Origin of the sequence: Corallococcus silvisoli (assembly GCF_009909145.1) — a bacterium.
Taxonomy (GTDB): domain Bacteria; phylum Myxococcota; class Myxococcia; order Myxococcales; family Myxococcaceae; genus Corallococcus; species Corallococcus silvisoli.
This window is the reverse complement of the sequence record NZ_JAAAPJ010000003.1, coordinates 527,789-545,636: the sequence shown is the minus strand read 5'-3', so window position 1 is coordinate 545,636 and position 17,848 is coordinate 527,789. Positions and strand designations below refer to the sequence as shown.

Genomic DNA, 17,848 nt, shown 5'->3' with positions numbered 1-17,848 from the left:
GGAAGGACGACGTGTCGGCGGGGGCTCGGCGCGGATGATGCGGCGCGCCGCCGTCGGCCTGGGGGACCTCTATGTTCGTGGGTGTCGCACGCCTCACCCTCCAGATTCCGGAGAGCGCCTCGCTGAAGTCCAAGCGTCAGGTGCTCCGCCGGGTGACGGACCGGGTGAAGGCCCGTTTCAACGTGGCCGTCGCGGAAGTGGACGACCAGGACCTCTGGCAGAAGGCGTCCGTCGCGCTGGCGGTGGTGGGCAACGAGCGCCGCCATGTGGATGAGCAGCTGGAGAAGATCATCCACTTCATCGAAGAGATGTACGTCGCGCCGCTGATGGCCCGGGAGACGGAGATCCTCGCCTTCGGGGAGAAGCTCTACTCCGAGCCCGTCACGGGCGCGTTCCGTGCCCCGGCGAAGGTGCCGGAGGACGAACTGGACGCGGAGGCCGGCCTGTCACCCGAGGACGCGCACGCGCACTCGGAGGCCGCCATCGCCCGCTTCCTGCGCAGCGACCGTTCGCTGGCGGAGGCGGAGGGGCTGGGCTCCTGGGAACAGCGGCACGAGGGGGCGGGTCCCGGGACGGGGACTTCCCGGCCCCTGGTTGAGGGTGGAAATCTGTCGCTGGACGACGCTCGGGCCAAGGCCCGGGCGCTGCGCAACCCGCGAGACTGGGAGAAGAAATGACGACGCATGCACGACCCGAGCGCGTGGGGCAGGAAATCCAGGCGGCGATTGGCGCCCTGCTGACGCGGGGGGAATTGCGCGACCCGCGCATCGGCTTCATCACCATCACCGGCGTGAAGGTGTCGCCGGACCTGCGGGTGGCGAAGGTCTTCTATTCGATGTTGGGCACGGACCAGGAGAAGGCGGACACCCAGAAGGGCCTGGACGCGGCCAAGGGCTTCGTCCGCCGCGAGGTGACGTCCGCGGTGAACCTGCGCGTGTCGCCCGAAATCTTCTTCGCCTTCGACGCGTCCGTGGGCGAGGGCGATAAGATCGACCGGCTCCTGCGCGAGGTGCGCGGCAAGGAAGGTTGGTAGAACCCGCGTCATGGACGGCGTCCTCGTCATCGACAAGCCCCTGGGCCCCACCTCCTTCGACGTGGTGCGCCAGGTGCGCGGCCTGCTGAAGGTGAAGAAGGCGGGCCACACGGGCACGCTCGACCCGATGGCCACCGGTGTGCTGCCGGTGTGCCTGGGAGAGGCCACCAAGGTCGCGGGTTACATCACGGAAGGTGACAAGGCCTACGACGCCGTGGTGCGGCTGGGCGTGGAGACGGACACCCAGGACGCCCAGGGCAAGCCGACGGCGGAGGCCCCGGTGCCCCCGCTGACGGCGCCGCTGCTGGAGTCGGTGCTCGGCCGCTTCCGGGGCACCTTCGAACAGGTGCCGCCCATGTACTCGGCGGTGAAGGTGGCCGGGAAGCGCCTGTACGAGCTGGCCCGGGCGGGCGAGGAAGTGGAGCGGGCCAGCCGCACCGTCACGGTGCACGAGCTGGTGCTGCGCGACTTCTCCGCGGACCGGCTGACGCTGTCGGTGCGCTGCTCGAAGGGCTTCTATGTGCGCACGCTCGCGTTCGACCTGGGCCGCGCGCTGGGCTGCGGGGCGCACCTGGAGGCGCTGCGGCGCACGATGAGCGGCCCCTTCACCCTGGCGCGCTCGCTGCCCCTGGGGGACCTGGCGTCCCTTTCGCGCGAGGACGTGGCCGGGCGGCTGGTGTCCCTGGCGGACGCGCTGACGGACCTGCCCGCGGTGCGGGTGGGCGCGGAGGACGCGCGGCGGGTGACGCACGGCGTCCCCGTGGAGGTCGCGCCCGTGCCGGGCCGGGTGCGTGTGCTGGGCCCGGAGGACGCCCTGCTCGCCATGGCGGAGGTGGTGGGCGGGCGGCTGCGCTACCTGCGGGTGTTCGTCTGAGTGGCCACCCGGACCCATGACATCGCGGTGAGCGTGGCCCCCAGCCTGCGCGGCGCCTTCGACGGGCGGCGCGAGCTGTCGCTGGGCGTGCCGGCGGCGGCGGGCATCGGCGACGTGGTGGAGGCCCTGCTGCGGCTCTACCCGCGCACGCGGCAGCTCCTGGCGGGCGACAGCGGCGAGCCGGGCAGCCTGTACCTGCACGTGGCCATGGACGAGGCGACCGCCCGGGAGCTCTCCCCGGGGGCCGGCGGAATGCCCAGCGGCTGCCGGTTGTACGTCTTCGCACTGTCCCGACCCCCGAGGGGCGGACGGACAGGCGGCGAAGGTTGACCCCCCCGGGGGTGAAGCTTATAAGCGGCCCGCTCGTTAGAAGGACATGGCCTGGTCTGTACCCCTCCGCGGACCCAGGCGGCACGAGCGGTCACCCCGGAGCGGGATTCAGGAAGAAGCCATGTCGTTGCATCAGGAGCGCAAGAGCGAGCTGGTCACGAAGTTCCGCACCCACGAGTCCGACACCGGCTCGCCCGAGGTGCAGGTGGCGCTGCTGTCCGAGCGCATCAACATGCTCACCGAGCACTTCAAGACCCACAAGAAGGACCACCACTCCCGCCGCGGTCTGCTGAAGCTGGTCGGTCAGCGCCGCCGCATGCTGGACTACCTCAAGTCCAAGGACGTGGCCCGTTACAAGAAGCTCATCGAGGGCCTCGGCATCCGCAAGTAGGCACTGGAGAGCACCCGGGGCGCTGGCACAACACCAGCGCCCCGCGCGTTTAGGCAGCACGGTTTCGCAGCACCGGTTCAAACAGAAGCGCGGACGTGGGCGAAGGAGTGGGCGAGGGCGTGGTGGAGGCAGGCTCTTTTGGTTTCCGTTCAGACCGGCCGACCTGAGGTTCCAGGTGGGCGGGTGTGATCAGGGATCAAGAGGTCTGGTCCATCCCTCCGGCGCTCCGCAACGGAGCCCGTTTCCGCAGTACAGGCAGCGTTCGTCTGGCATGTGCCTGCTTCAAGGCCCTGGCGACCGCTCATTCCCAGAAGGCCCCTTCCAGGCGGCCCGGCCCCATGCACGTGGGCCGGCCGTGGCTGGCGCGGGTCTTCGCACGCGAAGCAGGCACAGAGGCCACACGACATGTTGAAGAAGAGCGTCAAGATTGGTGAGAACGAGCTGAGCATCGAGACGGGCCGCCTGGCCAAGCAGGCTGACGGCGCGGTGGTGGTCCGCTACGGCGACACCATGCTGCTCATCACGGCGGTGAGCGCGCGGGAGAAGAAGGACGTCGACTTCCTGCCCCTCACGGTGGAGTACCAGGAGAAGCTGTACTCGGCGGGCCGCATCCCGGGCAGCTACTTCAAGCGCGAGGGCCGTCTGACGGAGAAGGAGACGCTGGCCTCCCGTCTGGTGGACCGCTCCTGCCGCCCGCTGTTCCCGGAAGGCTACGCCTACGAGACGCAGGTCATCGCGTCCGTCATCTCCGCGGACCCGGAGAACGAGGGTGACATCCACGGCATCACCGGCGCCTCCGCGGCGCTGTGGGTGTCGGACATCCCGTTCAACGGCCCCATCGCGGGCATCCGCGTGGGCCGCGTGGGCGGCCAGCTGGTGGCCAACCCCACCGCGAAGCAGCGCGAGCAGAGCGACCTGGACCTCGTCATGGCGGTGAGCCGCGAGGCCATCGTGATGGTGGAGGGTGGCGCGGAAGAGGTCAGCGAGGCGGACATGGTGGCGGCGCTGGAGTTCGGCCGTCAGCAGGCCCAGCCCGCCCTGGACATCCAGGACCAGCTGCGCGCCGAGCTGAAGAAGCAGGTCCGCTCCTACGACAAGCTGGCCACCATCGACGAGGGCCTGCGCGCGCAGGTCCGCGCCCTGGCGATGGACGGCGTGAAGGCCGGCTACGCCATCAAGGAGAAGGCGGCCCGCTACGACGCGCTCTCCAAGGCGAAGAAGGCGGCGGTGGCCGCGCTCAAGGAGAAGATGGGCGCGGAGTTCACCCCGCAGGTGGAGAAGCACGCCAAGCAGGTCATCGAGGACCTGAAGTACGACCACATGCGTGAGCTCACCGTGAACGGTGGCCGTATCGGTGACCGCGGCCACGACGTGGTGCGCTCCATCACCAACGAGGTCGGCGTGCTGCCCCGCACGCACGGCAGCGCGGTGTTCACCCGCGGCGAGACGCAGGCGCTCGTGGTCGCCACGCTGGGCACCAGCGAGGACGAGCAGCGGCTGGAGCTCTTGAGCGGCCAGGCCTTCAAGCGCTTCATGCTGCACTACAACTTCCCGCCCTTCAGCGTGAACGAGACCAAGCCCCTGCGCGGCCCCGGCCGTCGCGAGGTCGGTCACGGCGCCCTGGCGGAGCGCGCGCTGCGCAACATGATTCCGGCCAGCGACTCGTTCCCCTACACGGTGCGCCTGGTGTCGGAGATCCTGGAGTCCAACGGCTCCTCGTCCATGGCCTCCGTGTGCGGTGGCACGCTGGCGCTGATGGACGCGGGCGTCCCCATCAAGGCGCCGGTGGCGGGCATCGCCATGGGCCTGGTGAAGGAGGGTGAGAAGATCGCCATCCTGTCCGACATCCTGGGGGATGAGGACCACCTGGGCGACATGGACTTCAAGGTCTGCGGCACGTCCAACGGCATCACGTCCATCCAGATGGACATCAAGATCACCGGCCTCACCACGGAGATCATGAGCCGCGCGCTGGAGCAGGCGCGTCAGGGCCGCATCCACATCCTGGCGGAGATGGCGAAGACGCTGAACGCTCCCCGCAAGGAGATCAGCCAGTTCGCGCCGCGCATCACCACCATCCAGATCCGTCCGGAGTTCATCAAGAACGTCATCGGGCCGGGCGGCAAGGTGATCAAGGACATCATCGCCCGCACGGGTGCCGCGATTAACATCGAGGACACCGGCCGCGTGGACATCGCCAGCGCGAACGGCGAGGCGGTGAAGGCGGCCATCGCGATGATCCAGGCGCTCACGCGCGAGGCGGAGATCGGGAAGATCTACACGGGCACGGTGCGGAAGATCGCCGAGTTCGGCGCCTTCGTGGAGCTGTTCCCGGGCACCGACGGCCTCATCCACATCTCCGAGCTGTCCGACAAGCGCGTGAAGAGCGTGTCGGACGTGCTGAGCGAGGGTGACGAGGTGCTGGTGAAGGTCGTCAGCATCGACAAGACGGGCAAGATCCGCCTGTCTCGCAAGGAGGCCATGGCCGAGCGCGCCACCGCGCAGGGCACGCCCCCTCCGGCCGCCGCCCCCGCGGCCCCGACGCCGGACGCGAAGGCCTGAGTCTGGCCTTCCGGTAGAGGCCTTCCTCCCGCGAGGAAGGCCGCTTCCCGACGCCCCGTCTCCTCCCGCCTCCGGGCGCGAAGGGGCGGGGCGTTGTCGTGGGTGGGGCCGCGGACCAGGCGCCGGATGGATGCCGGGTTCCTCCCGTCCGCGTGTCGAGCCGGGGGGCGGATATGGGGCTCCTCCCGTCCGCGTGTCGAGCTGCGGGCGGGGGCGGATGCCGGGCTCGTCCCATCCGTGTGTCGAGCCGAGGGGAGCGAATGCCGGGCTCGTCCCGTCCGTGTGTCGAGCCCAGGGGGCGGATATGGGGCTCCTCCCGTTCGCGTGTTGAGCCCGGGGGCGAGGGGCGGAGGCCGGGCGCCTCCCGTCCGCGTGTCGAGCCCGGGGGCGAGGGGCGGAGGCCGGGCGCTTCCCGTCCGCGTGTCGAGCCAGGGGCGGGGGGGGCGGAGGCCGGGCGCCTCCCGTTCGCGTGTCGAGCCGGGGGCGAGGGGCGGAGGCCGGGCGCCTCTCGTCCGCGTGTCGAGCCCGGGGCGGGTGTCGCGGGCCCGGGGATCTGCCGGGCGCGCTCCGGGCCGCCTGGGATTTCGTGCTCCGGCCCTGGCGGTTTAAATCCCCAGCGGGGCCTGCCTCGTTGATGGGGGACCGCTCCGGAGGCGTCTCCATGCCGTCCCTGCCATCCAGCTCCCCGGAGCCCTCGAGCAGCTTCCTCACGGATGTGTCCCGCTTCCTGGGCGCGTTCCGCTGGGCGTTCATGCCGCTGGGCCTGCTGGCGCTGGTGGCGGTGGGCGTACACGCGGCGGCGGACACGCTGGATGACCGGCTGCTCACGGGGGTGGACCGGCTGGACTCGGCGTTCGACGCGTGGGTCGGACAGTCGTCCTCGACGGCGTTCCTGGTGGACTGGGTGTCCCTGGAGACGCGCACCCGGCTGGCGCGGGCCCTGGCCCTGGTGTGGGAGCTGGCGGCGGACCTGCTCCTGGCGCTGCCGGCGCTCGGCTATCGCGAGGTGGCGGCGCCCCGGCCGGTGGAGGCCTGGCGGCGGCTGGAGGTGTCCTCGGAGGCTTCCTCGTGGAAGGCGCTGCTGCGGCGCTGTCTTCGCCGTCCCACGCCGATGCGGTGGGTGCGGCCCCTGGCCACGGCGGGCGTGGTGGTGGCGGGCGCGTGCACGGTGGCGCGGCTGGTCCAGGGCACGGTGTACCTGTCGTGGCGGCCGTTGTTCGGCGACACCGCCGCGGACCTGTCCGCCCGGGGGCTGGCGGTGGCGGCGCTGTGCGGCGTGAGCGTGTCGCTGGGCTGGCGCGCGGTGCTGCGAAACCTCCAGCACGCGGACGCGGCCTGCGAGGCGGTGGGCCCCCGGCGGGCGTGGACGCGAGGCCTCGTGGGTTGCCTGCTGGTGGCGCCCCTGGGCTTCGCGGCGGCGTGGGACGCGGCTCCGGTGCTGTCCTTCCTTCGCTGAGGCCCTGACGCATGTTCGCTCGACGCGCCCGGGGACTGCTGGACTTCACCTTCGCGCTGCTGTGCGTGTGGTGCGCGTACCATCACACGCCCGCGGGCGCGCTGCTGCGGCGCGCGGGAGCCTGGGCGTTCCACACGCGCACCACGGCCCGGCCGCTGCTGGCGTACTACGACGGGGTGAGCGGCACGGCGGTGCCCATGCCGGACGCACTGCCCGCCGCGATGCTCACGCGCGTGCCCACGAGCGCGGAGGCGCTGGCGTGGGGGGCGCACTCGGCGCTGAAGGCCCTGGACCCGAAGGCGCGCGAGCCCGCCCTGGCCCTGGCGCGCGAGCTGGGCATCGCCCCGGAGACGCTGGTGGACCCGACGCGTGGGCCCGTGGCGACGCGGCGGCTGCTGGATGCGCTCGCCGGGGACTTCCCGTCGGAGGAGGCGCGGCTGACGGCGGTGTTCGCCGGGCGGGTGCCCGCGCGGTTCGCGCTGGCGCGGGTGGACGCGGAGGGCGGCGCGCTCAGCCTGGAGCGGCTGGCGAAGCAGTTGCCGCCGGGCTTCGAGGGCTCCTCGGTGGGCGCGGCGCAGGCGCTGGCGCTGTCGACGGCGCTGATGCTCGGGTGGCCGGTGGCGGAGAGCGCGCCGGTGACGAGCCCGTTCGGCTACCGCGTCCACCCGACCCTGCGCACGCGGCGGATGCACACGGGGGTGGACCTGGCGGTGCGCTCGGGCACGACGGTGAGCGCGGTGGCGGCGGGCGTGGTGCGCCGCGCGAGCGAGGACTCCGTCAACGGCCGCGTGCTGGTGCTGGACCACGGCCGGGGCGTGACGACGGCGTACTGCCACAACTCCGAGCTGCTGGTGACGGCGGGCACGCGCGTGGAGAGGGGCCAGGCCATCGCGCTGTCGGGGAGCACCGGCCGCTCCACCGGGCCGCACCTGCACTACCAACTGGAGCTGGCCGCCCGGCCCGTGGATCCGTTGGGGTTCCGCACCGCCCTGCGCATGGCGGACGGCGCGACCGAGCTGTGAAGGCGCTGTCCGGACGACCCGTGACGTCGGGGCCAGGAAGTAGAGGCGGGTATGGGTGCGTGTTACGGCAGGCGCATGGACCCCTCGCTGACCGTCCCCGTGCGCCGGGTGCGCTCGCATCCGGACCCCCTGCCGCTGCCCCGCTATGAGACGGCGCAAGCCGCGGGCCTGGACCTGCGGGCCGACATCGACGAAGAGCGGGTGCTCCAACCCCTGGAGCGGATGGCGGTGCCCACGGGGCTGGCCTTCGCGCTCCCCCCCGGCTTCGAGGGGCAGGTGCGGCCCCGCTCGGGGCTGGCGCTGCGCCACGGGGTGACGTGCCTCAACTCCCCCGGGACGGTGGACGCGGACTACCGGGGGGAGGTGCAGGTGCTGCTCATCAACCTGTCCAACGCGCCCTTCACGCTGCGTCGGGGGGACCGGGTGGCCCAGCTGGTGGTGGCGCCAGTGACCTCCGCGGCCCTGCTCGAGGTGGCCGTCCTGGAGGTGACTTCCCGGGGGGACGGCGGTTTCGGGTCCACGGGCCGCTGAGGCCCGGCGCGCAACGTCGTTCCTCAACGGCTCCGGAGCGGGCAGAATGGAGTTCCCGGCCGTCCGCCGGGAGGCCGCCCCCCGCGACCTCGTTCCGGAGTTTCACTGCTTTGCTCTGCTACCGCTGCGGCAGCCACGTCCCCGATACGAGTGAAACCTGCGCCACGTGTGGCCAGAAGTTCGACGCGGCCGCGCGCCAGGCGGCGGGGGCTGCGCGCAAGCGGGGAGCGGAGGGGGCGCCGTACAAGCCGGGCGACGTCGTCGCGGACCGCTACGCCATCCAGGAGGTGGTGGGCGCGGGGCCGCTGGGCTTCGTCTTCCGGGCGCAGGACCAGGCCATCGACGTGGAGGTGGCGCTGAAGGTCATCCAGCCCCGGCTGGTGCAGCAGCCCGAGGAGCGCACGCAGTTCGCGCTGTCCATGCGGGTGGGCAAGAAGCTCAACCACCCGAACCTGGTGCGCGTGTACGAAGAGGGGGTGGACGGGGACCGGCCCTTCTTCACGATGCAGCTGTTGGAGGGCCTGCCGCTGCGCCGGATGATGGAGCAGCGCACGGCGAAGGGGCAGCTGTTCTCGTTGAAGGAAGTGGAGCCGCTGCTGGCGCAGATGGCGGCGGCGCTGGACGGGGCGCACCGTTTCGGGCCGCACGCGGACCTGAAGCCGGAGAACGTCTTCGTCCTGCCGGACCTGTTGAAGGTGACGGACTGCGGGCTGGGGCTCGCGGTGCCGCACCTGCCCTTCGTGCAGGCGCAGAAGGGGCACCGGGCGGCGGCGTACATCGCCCCGGAGTACGTCAATGGCGCGGAGCTGGACACGCGCATGGACGTGTACTCGCTGGGCGTGTTGATGGGGGAGATGGTGACGGGCCTGCTGCCGGAGGATGGCGGCGTGCCCGAGGTGACGGTGCGGCATCCGGACCTGCCTCCCGCGTTCGAATCGCTCTACCGGCGCGCGCTCAACCAGAACCCGCTGGCCCGTCCGAAGTCGGGCGGTGAGCTGCACGCGGAGTTCGCGGCATTGGTGCAGCGTCACCCGGCCGCGGCTTCCCGTCAGCGCGCGGTGCCGACGATGGGCGCGCTGCCGCCGGCGGCGGTGGCCGCGCGGGCGGCGAACAAGCCGTTGCCTCCAGTGCCCACCGGCATGCTCCCCATCGCCAGCGCACCGACGCCGGCCGCGCCCACCCCGGCGCAGGACGAAGAGCCCCCACCGGACGCGACGCAGCCGCTGGACGCGGCGACGCTGGCGGCCATCCTGGGCTCGAATGCGCAGGCGCTCGACTACATCACGGGGCCCGAGGCGCGCTCCGTGTCCGATGCGGCGACGCAGCAGGAGATGCGCGCGGTGGCGGAGCGCCCGGCGGGGCGGCGGGGCGCGGAGGCGGATCCGCGCGCGCTGGGGCAGGCCCCCGACGCGGCGACACAGCTGGAGCCCCGGGCGGCCTCTCGCGCGGCGGAGGAGCCGAAGGCCAAGGCTGCCGAGCCGGTGATGCGCATCTTCGCGAAGGCGGAGGAGCCGTCATTCCCCGCGGATCCCCGCGGGGCCCGTTCCGGAGAGCGTGGCGGCGAGGCGTCCTCCGGGGATGCGCGCTCGGGTCGGGATTCCACGTCCAGCGAAGGGCGCGCGGGAGGGCGTGGCGAGTCCTCCAGCGGCCGTGGCGGCGAGGCGTCCTCCGGGGATGCGCGCTCGAATGGCCGTGGCGAAGCCTCGTCCGGGGATGCGCGCTCGAACGGTCGTGGCGAGGCCTCGTCCGGGGACGTGCGCTCCAGCGGCCGTGGTGAAGCTTCGTCTGGGGACGCGCGCTCCAATGGCCGTGGTGAAGCCTCGTCCGGAGATGCGCGCTCGAACGGCCGTGGCGAGGCTTCGGCCGGGGACGCGCGCTCGAACGGTCGCGGCGAAGCCTCGTCCGGAGACGCTCGCTCGAATGGTCGCGGTGACGCTTCGGCCAGTGATGCACGCTCCGGTGGTCGCGGTGACGCCGCGTCGAGCGACGGACGGTCCGGCGGTCGCGGCGATGACGGGCGCGCGAGCGGTCGCGGTGGCGAGTCCTCCAGCGATGGACGGGCCGGTGGGCGCGGTGACGGCGGGCGCAACGCGGATGCATCCGCCACGGAGTCTCGCTCCGGGCGCGGCGCGGACCCGGCGAGCGACGGCCGCTCTGGCGGTCGTGGCTCCGACGACGACGAACCCTCCGAGTCCCGCTCCTCGGGCCGGAACGGCCGCAACTCGCGGGCTTCGGGCATGGCGTCGTCGGCGAACCCGCGCGGCTCGGAGCCGTCCGGCCCTCGCGGCTCGCGAGCCTCCGCGGCCCAGGGATCGGCTCGGGGCGCCAACGAGAACTCGACGGGTGGACGCTCGCGCAAAGGGGAACCCCCGCCTGACGTGTCGGGCGCTCGCGCCGCCACGCGCCGGCTGTCGCCCGCGACCTCCGGCCTGCACACGCTGCCCGTGACGCGGGCGACGCAGGCGAAGCCGGCCCGCTCGGCGGGGTCCAGCTCGATGATGTGGATGGTGGTCCTCGCGGTGATGGGCATCGTCCTGGGCGCGGGCGGCGGCTATCTCTGGCTGCGCCTGCGTCAGGCCCAGGCCGGTAGGAACGGCACCGGGCCCGCCACGCCTGGGTCGTCCACCGCCGCGGGTGGCATCCTGGCCACGGACCGCTGTCCCCCCGACATGCGCCTGGTGAGCGGCGGCAGCTTCAAGAAGGGCTCCCCTCCGGAAGACCTCCAGGCAGCTGGCTCCAGCGACGAGATGCGCATGGACAGCGTCATGGTGGAGAGCTTCTGCGTGGACGAGTTCGAGTTCCCCAACCAGCAGGGCCACAAGCCGCGCCTCGCGGCGAGCTGGCTCGAGGCGAAGACCGCCTGCGAGGACCTGGGCAAGCACCTGTGCTCCGAGGAGGAGTGGGAGAAGGCCTGCAAGGGGCCCGGCAACGCGCGCTTCTCCTCGGGAGATGAGCAGGTCCAGAAGGTCTGCAACACCGGCGCCGCGGACGGGGCCGCGCGGAAGATCGCGACCTCTGGCTCCTTCAGCGCCTGCCGCTCCGCCTACGGCCCGGCCGACCTGTCCGGGAACGCGGCCGAGTGGACCTCCTCCCACTACCTGAACACCGAGGACTGGCTCATCAAGGGCGGCTCCTTCGACAAGCCCAGCGACGCCGCCCGGTGCTCCGCGCGCCGCAGGGGCGCCCCGTCGCTGAAGGCCCCGGACGTGGGCTTCCGCTGCTGCCAGCAAGTGGCGCGATGACGAACCTCCGGCGGCTCGCGCTCCTGACGCTCCTGCTGCCCGCCGTCGCCTTCGCGCAGGCCGCACAGCGAGGTCCGGGCCGTGCCCGCGTCGTGGCCGTGAAGTCCGCGAGCCTCGCGCCGTACGCTTCCTTCCTCGCTGGCTTCGCGTCGGAGGCCCGCGCGGACGTCACCGAGCTGACGCTGGAGGAGAGCCCCACGGAGGCGGCGCGCGTCTTCAAGTCGCTGGCCGCGCAGAAGCCCGCGCTGGTCCTGGCCCTGGGCCCCCTGGCCGCCAACGCCGCGCGCCGCTCGCTGGGCGAGGACGTGCCCGTGCTGTTCGCCATGGTGCCGTACCACGAGAAGTACGGCCTGGAGGCGCCGCACGTCACCGGCATCGCGCTCACCAGCGACTTCGGTCCGGAGCTGGCCGCGCTCAAGGCCGTGGCGCCAGGGGCGAAGCGCGTGGGCATCCTGCATGACCCGCGCTCCTCGGCGGGGGCGGTGGCGCAGGCCCGCTCCGCTGGCGCGGCCCTTGGGCTCACCATCGTGCCGCTGGCCGTGGAAGCGCAGGAGCGGGTGGGCGAGGTGCTGGAGGGCGCGGCGGGGAAGGTGGACGGCCTGCTGATGGTTGCGGACAAGACCGTGGGCAACGCGTCCGTCGTCCAGGCCCTCATCGCCTTCAGTGCCTCCCGCAAGGTGCCGCTGGTGGCGCTCACGGCCAGCCAGGTGAAGGAGGGCGCGACGCTGGCCCTCTCGCCAGCCCCGCTGGCGCTCGGTCAGCAGGCGGGGCGGCTGGCCAACCGCATCATCCACGAGAAGGTCGACCCCGGCGCGCTGGCGGTGGCGCGGCCCGAAGGACTGGACCTTTCGTTCAACCTCACCGCCGCGAAGAAGTCAGGTCCGTCCTGTGACGTCGTGCTGGAAGTGCTCCGGTTCGCGGCGCGCCGGGACTTTGCCGTGAAGGTCTACGAGTGATTCCACGTTACAGCCGTCAGGAAATGGCCTCCCTCTGGTCCGACGTCGCCCGCTACCGCCGCTGGCGCGACGTGGAGCTCGCCGCGCTGGAGGGCATGGTCGCGCAGGGGCTCGCGCCCAGGGACGCGCTGGCCGACTGCCTCGCCCGCGCCGGTGACTTCACCGAAGCGGACGCCGCGCGCATCGAGGAGATCGAGCGCACCACCAAGCACGACGTCATCGCCTTCCTCACCTTCGTGGAGGAGCGCGTGGGGCCCAGCGCGCGCTGGCTGCACCTGGGCATGACGTCCTCGGACGTGCTGGACACGTCGCTGGGGCTCACCTTGCGCGACGCGGTGGACCTGCTCCTCAAGGGCATGGACCGCGTGATGGCCGCGGTGGAGAAGCGCGCCTTCGAGCACAAGCACACGCTGCAGATGGGCCGCAGCCACGGCATCCACGCGGAGCCCATCACCTTCGGGCACAAGCTGGCCATCTGGTACGACGAGCTGCGCCGGGGCCGCACGCGCCTCCTGCACGCGCGCGACACCATCGCGGTGGGGAAGATCTCCGGCGCGGTGGGCACCTTCGCGCACCTGCCGCCGTCGGTGGAGGAGCACGTCTGCCAGAAGCTGGGCCTGACGCCCGCGCCCGCCTCCAGCCAGGTGGTGCAGCGCGACCGGCACGCGGAGTTCTTCACCGCCATCGCCCTGGTGGGCGCCAGCCTGGAGAAGTTCGCCGTGGAGATCCGCCACCTCCAGCGCACGGAGGTGCGCGAGGCGGAGGAGCCCTTCATGCCCGGCCAGAAGGGCAGCAGCGCCATGCCGCACAAGCGCAACCCCATCCTGTCGGAGAACCTCACGGGCCTGGCGCGCCTGCTGCGCGGCTACGCGGTGAGCGCGATGGAGGACGTGGCGCTGTGGCACGAGCGGGACATCTCGCACTCGTCCGTGGAGCGCGTGATTGGTCCGGACGCCACCGTGCTCCTGGACTTCATGCTCCACCGCTTCGCCGGGCTCATCGAGAACATGCGCGTCTACCCGGAGCAGATGAAGAAGAACCTGGACCTGCTGGGCGGCGTGGTGAACTCGCAGCGGCTCCTGCTGGAGCTGGCGCGCAAGGGCATGGACCGGCAGGCCGCGTACGTCGTCGTCCAGCGCAACGCGATGAAGATGTTCGAGGAGGGCGTGGACTTCCGGCAGGCGCTGCTGGCGGACGCGGATCTGCTCAAGATGATGACGCCCGAGGAGATCTCCGACTGCTTCTCCCCGGGCTACCACACGCGCCAGATGGACGCGGTGTTCCAGCGCGTGTTCGGCCGCGCCAGCTAGCGCGGCCCGCACCGGGCGACGGGGCTGCCGCTACAGGTAGCCCTTCGCCCGCAGGTTGGACTCGATGCGCGCGTGCACGTCCCCGGGGGTGAGCGTCAGCGGCATGCCGGTGATGCGCTCGTAGGCGGCCACGTACTTGGTGGCCAGGTCCACGCGCACGTCGTCGGGGATGGCGGGCAGCGCGCCGTGGCCGGAGAAGTTCCGCTCGCGGATGAGCCACTGGCGGATGTTCTCCTTGTCCAGCATCCGCTGGTCCTCGCCCTTGGCGAAGCGCGCCTCGTACTCGTCCGCCACCCAGTAGCGGCTGGAGTCCGGGGTGTGCATCTCGTCGATGACGAAGAGCTCGTCGCCCACCTTGCCGAACTCGTACTTGGTATCCACCAGGATGAGGCCGCGCGTGCGCGCCCACGTCTGGCCTTCCAGGAACAGGCCCCGGGCGGCCTCCGTGATGCGGGCCCAGTCACGCGGCGTGGCCAGCCCGCGCGCCAGGATCTCGGCCTCGGAGATGGGCTCGTCGTGCTGGCCGTACTCCGCCTTGGTGGACGGCGTGAGGATGGGCGTGGGGAACGCGCTGTCCTTGCGCAGCCCTTCCGGGAACGGAACCCCGTAGGCGGTGTGCGTGCCCTTCTCGTAGTCGCGCCACAGGCTGCCGGTGAGGTAGCCGCGCACCACCACTTCCACGGAGAACGGCTGGCAGGCGCGCGCCACGGTGACGTTCGCGTCCGGCACGTCCAGCACGTGGTTGGGGCAGATGTGCTTCGTGCGGTCGAACCAGAAGGCCGCCAGGCGGTTGAGCACCTCGCCCTTGAAGGGGATGGTGGTGAGCACGTGGTCGAACGCGGAGAGGCGGTCGCTCGTCACCAGGACCAGCGTGTCGCCCTTGCGGTACGTGTCGCGGACCTTGCCCTTGTAGGGGGTTCCCAGGGCGGGCAGGTCCGTCTGGCGGAGCGTGTGGGTGAGTTGCGCGTGGAGGGCGGAGGTGTTCACGTCGGAGGCGCCTCGCGGCCCCGGACACTGACCGCCGGGAAGGGGCGGGAGCGGGGCCAGCTCATGAGGCGCGCGACTCTACTGGAGGCCCGCCGCCATGGAAGCAGGACCGTAGGCCGATGCCAGGTAGAGGAACGCCGGGTTGATGCGCAGGATGCCGTCCACGTAGGCGACCGCGTACGGCGCGCCCGCGGCCCGGTCCACCCGCACCGCACCCTCCGGCTGGATGTCCCAGAGCGCCAGCAGCGTGCGCCCCACCAGCTCCGCGGCCTCGCGCTCCGACAGGCCCTGCAGGCTCTCCCGCCGGTCCTCCGGCCAACGGTCCCCCGCGCGCGCGTCGAAGGCGAACTGGATTCCGCTGCCCGCGTCCGGCGGCTGGAGCAGGTCCGCGCGGGAGTCGAAGCCCGGCGCCGCGACGAACTCGTTGCCCTGGATGATGGGGAAGAGCGCCACGCCCTGCGCGGACTGACCGGCCTGCTGCTCGGACTGGCGGGCGATGTCCCGGAACAGCTCCAGCCGGACGGCCGGGGACTCGAACTCCACCACCTCTGGCGAGCTGCTCAGCGCCTGCCGCGACGTGATGGACGAGCGCACGGTCGCGCCCGTGCCGTCGCACGCGGTGGTGAGCAGGGACAGCGACAGGAGCAAGCCAGGGACCCAGCGACGCATCAGCGGGAATATACCGATCAGCCGGACGCGCCACCAGCTAAACTCCGGGGCATGCGTCCAGGAGCGGAGCTGACCGTCGTCCTTCATCAGACCCGTTCACCCGACAACCTGGGGGCTGTCTGCCGGGTCATGGCGAACTTCGGGTTTGAACGTCTCATCCTCTCGGAACCCATCACGAAGGACTTCGGTGCCGCGGAGCGGATGGCCGTGAAGAGCGGCCACATCCTTTCGGGCATGCGCGTCGCGCCCACGTTGGCGGAGGCCCTGGAGGACTGTGTGTACGTGGTGGGCACCACGTCGCGCACCCAGGTGGTGAAGCGGTCCCCGCTGACCCCGGAGGAGGCGGCGCGGCGGCTGGCGGAGGAGAGCACCCGGGGGCGGGTGGCGCTCCTGTTCGGCGGTGAGCAGCGCGGGCTGTCCGACGAGGACCTGACCCACTGCCAGGATCTGCTCGTCATCCCCACGTCGGACGTGCAGCCCTCCATGAACCTGGCGCAGTCGTCCGCGGTGCTCCTGTACCTGTGTCACCGGCAGGGGCTGGGGGAGACGGCCGCGGTGCCCGCGGAGGCGGAGCCCGGCGCGAAGCTGGGGACGCTCGGGGCCCTGAGCGCGCGCATGCGCGCGGCGATGCTGGCGGCGGACTTCCTCAACCCGCAGGCGCCGGAGCACGTGCTGCACGAGCTGGAGCGGACGTTGATGCGTTCGCGGCTGACCCAGCGGGAGGCGGAGCTGTGGCTCAACGCCTTCAAGCACCTGGGCCGCGCGGTGGCGCCGGGCTCCTCCCGCGAGTGAGGGCGGGAGGCCGGCGCCACGAAACAGCCGGGACGGCTTAGGCCGCCGCTTCCTTCTTGTAGGTCTCGGCGTAGTGCTTCTCGCACAGGCCGGCCTTGCTCGTCTTGATACGGCACTCCGGCTTGGAGCACACGCGGTAGCGCGAGTGGGGCAGGTCGCCCTGGCGCCACTTCTTGAAGTGGAAGAAGCAGTAGCTCTTGGCGCGGTAGGGGCGCTTGCAGCCCTCCACGGTGCACGCCTTCTTGCCGTTGCCCTTGGCCGTGCGCGGCCAATGGGTGGGCTTCGTCGTCTGGGTGGCCTCGGCCATGGTGCGGACTCTCCTGCGAATCGATGCGCGAAAACCCGCGGCGCCACCTCTGGGTGGATCCGCCGCAGTGTGAAGGCGCACGGTGTATCGCCCGGTTTCAAGGAACGCAAGGAGGCTGGCGGCCCGGAAGGGCCCCGGGGGCAAGGCCCATCAGGGAACGGGCAAGCCCTCCCCGCCCTCCGAGTCCCCGCCCGCCCGTCCGGACGGGGAGCGCGGCACGGGCGACAGCAGGTCCTCCAGCGCCGAGCGGGCCCCGGCGGTGCGCTCCGCCGGAGCGGCGCCCGAGGCGAGCGTCGCGGGAGGCGCCTCCACCCGGGGCGCGTCCTCCAGCTTCACCCGCAGCGTCATGGGGTGCCCCAGCCTGCGCAGCTGGAGCTGGATGTGCTGGCCCACGCCGCGCGCGGCCACCTGCCAGCGCAGCGTGTGGGCCCGCTCCACCGACAGGCGGTCCAGGTTCAGGATGACGTCTCCGGTGCGCAGGCCCGCGCGCTCCGCGGGGCTGTCCTCCACCACGTCCGTCACCACCACGCCCCGGCCGCGCGGGTTCAGGTTGAAGGCCTGGGCCACCTCCGGAGAGAAGTCCTGCACGCTGATGCCCATCCACCCGCGGCGCATGCGCCCGTGCGCCTTCAACTGGGGAATCACCGTCTTCGCGATGTCGATGGGGATGGCGAACCCGATGCCCTGCCCGGACACGTTGACGGCGTTGGCCACCGCCACCACGTCGCCGTGGAGGTCCAGCACCGGCCCGCCGGAGTTGCCCGGGTTGATGGAGGCGTCCAACTGCAGATAGTCGAAGTCGCCGTCGCGCCCGTTGGGCGTCACGTCGGTGCGGCCCAGGTAGCTCACCACGCCCACCGTCACGGAGTGCGCCAGGCCGAACGGGTTGCCGATGACGACCACCCAGTCCGCGATGTCCACATGGGACGCGGACGCCAGCTTCAGCACCGGCAGCTTCCGGGGCGAGTCCACCTTGAGGAGCGCGCAGTCGGTGCGCTCGTCCTCGCCCACCACCGTGGCGGGGAACTCCTCCACGTAGCCGGTGGCGCTGCGGATGGAGATGCTGACCTCCGAGGCCCCGTCCACCACGTGCGCGCTGGTGAGGATGTAGCCGTCCGGGTGGATGATGAACCCGGAGCCAATCCCCCGCTGCGGCTCCTCGCCGGGGGGCACGTCCGCGCTGTCCTGGCGCGTGGTGATGGACACCACGGCCGGCATCGCCTTGCGGGCCACTTCACTGATGTTGGAGTGTTGCCGGGAAGCGGCGCGGTTGCGCGCCTCCAGCCACAGCTTCTTGGGGGGGCGTGACTCGGCGCGTCCGGCTGTTCCCAGCGCGCATGCCAGCACCGCCACCCTGATGACGCCCCCGACCTGCGTCCAGCCCAT

17 protein-coding genes are annotated in these 17,848 nt (G+C 71.9%); 13 read left to right on the top strand and 4 right to left on the bottom strand.

Features of this window, described 5'->3' with window-relative positions:
- Positions 1-71: 71 nt before the first annotated feature.
- The 12 genes from GTY96_RS08625 (at position 72) to purB (ending at position 13,707) form a co-directional block, all read left to right on the top strand.
- A complete protein-coding gene (locus tag GTY96_RS08625) occupies positions 72-677 on the top strand; it encodes a DUF503 domain-containing protein (RefSeq protein WP_143899645.1) in 606 nt (201 codons plus the stop codon).
- A complete protein-coding gene (rbfA, locus tag GTY96_RS08620) occupies positions 674-1,033 on the top strand; it encodes a 30S ribosome-binding factor RbfA (protein ID WP_014398810.1) in 360 nt (119 codons plus the stop codon). The genes GTY96_RS08625 and rbfA overlap by 4 nt, the downstream gene beginning before the upstream one ends.
- A gap of 10 nt (positions 1,034-1,043) precedes the next feature.
- On the top strand, positions 1,044-1,907 hold the full coding sequence (truB, locus tag GTY96_RS08615) for a tRNA pseudouridine(55) synthase TruB (RefSeq protein ID WP_143899642.1): 864 nt from the start codon (positions 1,044-1,046) through the stop codon (positions 1,905-1,907).
- Complete coding sequence (locus GTY96_RS08610; protein ID WP_143899640.1) at positions 1,908-2,237, top strand: hypothetical protein; 330 nt, start codon at positions 1,908-1,910, stop codon at positions 2,235-2,237.
- A gap of 121 nt (positions 2,238-2,358) precedes the next feature.
- Complete coding sequence (gene rpsO / locus GTY96_RS08605; RefSeq protein WP_014398807.1) at positions 2,359-2,628, top strand: 30S ribosomal protein S15; 270 nt, start codon at positions 2,359-2,361, stop codon at positions 2,626-2,628.
- A 405-nt stretch (positions 2,629-3,033) separates the two neighbouring features.
- A complete protein-coding gene (pnp, locus tag GTY96_RS08600; RefSeq protein WP_143899638.1) occupies positions 3,034-5,190 on the top strand; it encodes a polyribonucleotide nucleotidyltransferase in 2,157 nt (718 codons plus the stop codon).
- Between the two features lie 661 nt (positions 5,191-5,851).
- Entirely contained in the window at positions 5,852-6,646 is a 795-nt protein-coding gene (locus GTY96_RS08595) for a hypothetical protein (RefSeq protein ID WP_161664441.1), read from the top strand.
- Positions 6,647-6,657: 11 nt separating this feature from the next.
- Positions 6,658-7,668: a M23 family metallopeptidase gene (locus GTY96_RS08590; protein WP_161664440.1), complete on the top strand. Its 1,011-nt coding sequence runs from the start codon at positions 6,658-6,660 to the stop codon at positions 7,666-7,668.
- A gap of 75 nt (positions 7,669-7,743) precedes the next feature.
- On the top strand, positions 7,744-8,199 hold the full coding sequence (gene dut, locus GTY96_RS08585; RefSeq protein ID WP_143899633.1) for a dUTP diphosphatase: 456 nt from the start codon (positions 7,744-7,746) through the stop codon (positions 8,197-8,199).
- A 110-nt stretch (positions 8,200-8,309) separates the two neighbouring features.
- Positions 8,310-11,441, top strand: a complete 3,132-nt coding sequence (locus GTY96_RS08580) for a protein kinase domain-containing protein (RefSeq protein WP_161664439.1) — start codon at positions 8,310-8,312, stop codon at positions 11,439-11,441.
- The gene (locus tag GTY96_RS08575; protein WP_161664438.1) at positions 11,438-12,397 is read left to right on the top strand and encodes an ABC transporter substrate-binding protein; all 960 of its coding nucleotides are present in this window, start codon (positions 11,438-11,440) and stop codon (positions 12,395-12,397) included. The genes GTY96_RS08580 and GTY96_RS08575 overlap by 4 nt, the downstream gene beginning before the upstream one ends.
- The gene (purB, locus tag GTY96_RS08570) at positions 12,394-13,707 is read left to right on the top strand and encodes an adenylosuccinate lyase (RefSeq protein ID WP_161664437.1); all 1,314 of its coding nucleotides are present in this window, start codon (positions 12,394-12,396) and stop codon (positions 13,705-13,707) included. Before GTY96_RS08575 ends, purB begins: the two co-directional genes overlap by 4 nt.
- A gap of 30 nt (positions 13,708-13,737) precedes the next feature.
- On the opposite strand, the gene GTY96_RS08565 is transcribed toward purB, so the two are convergent.
- A complete protein-coding gene (locus tag GTY96_RS08565; RefSeq protein WP_143899625.1) occupies positions 13,738-14,694 on the bottom strand; it encodes a phosphoribosylaminoimidazolesuccinocarboxamide synthase in 957 nt (318 codons plus the stop codon).
- A 78-nt stretch (positions 14,695-14,772) separates the two neighbouring features.
- On the bottom strand, positions 14,773-15,363 hold the full coding sequence (locus GTY96_RS08560) for a hypothetical protein (protein WP_161664436.1): 591 nt from the start codon (positions 15,361-15,363) through the stop codon (positions 14,773-14,775).
- A 51-nt stretch (positions 15,364-15,414) separates the two neighbouring features.
- Here GTY96_RS08560 and GTY96_RS08555 point away from each other — a divergent pair, with 51 nt between their 5' ends.
- Positions 15,415-16,155 (top strand): RNA methyltransferase, encoded by a 741-nt coding sequence (locus tag GTY96_RS08555; RefSeq protein WP_143899621.1) that lies wholly within the window; start codon positions 15,415-15,417, stop codon positions 16,153-16,155.
- Positions 16,156-16,192: 37 nt separating this feature from the next.
- Here GTY96_RS08555 and GTY96_RS08550 read toward each other — a convergent pair whose 3' ends face one another.
- Together GTY96_RS08550 and GTY96_RS08545 are read right to left on the bottom strand one after the other, a co-directional pair.
- The gene (locus GTY96_RS08550; RefSeq protein WP_143899620.1) at positions 16,193-16,462 is read right to left on the bottom strand and encodes a vegetative protein; all 270 of its coding nucleotides are present in this window, start codon (positions 16,460-16,462) and stop codon (positions 16,193-16,195) included.
- Between the two features lie 150 nt (positions 16,463-16,612).
- Entirely contained in the window at positions 16,613-17,848 is a 1,236-nt protein-coding gene (locus GTY96_RS08545) for a S1C family serine protease (protein WP_161664435.1), read from the bottom strand.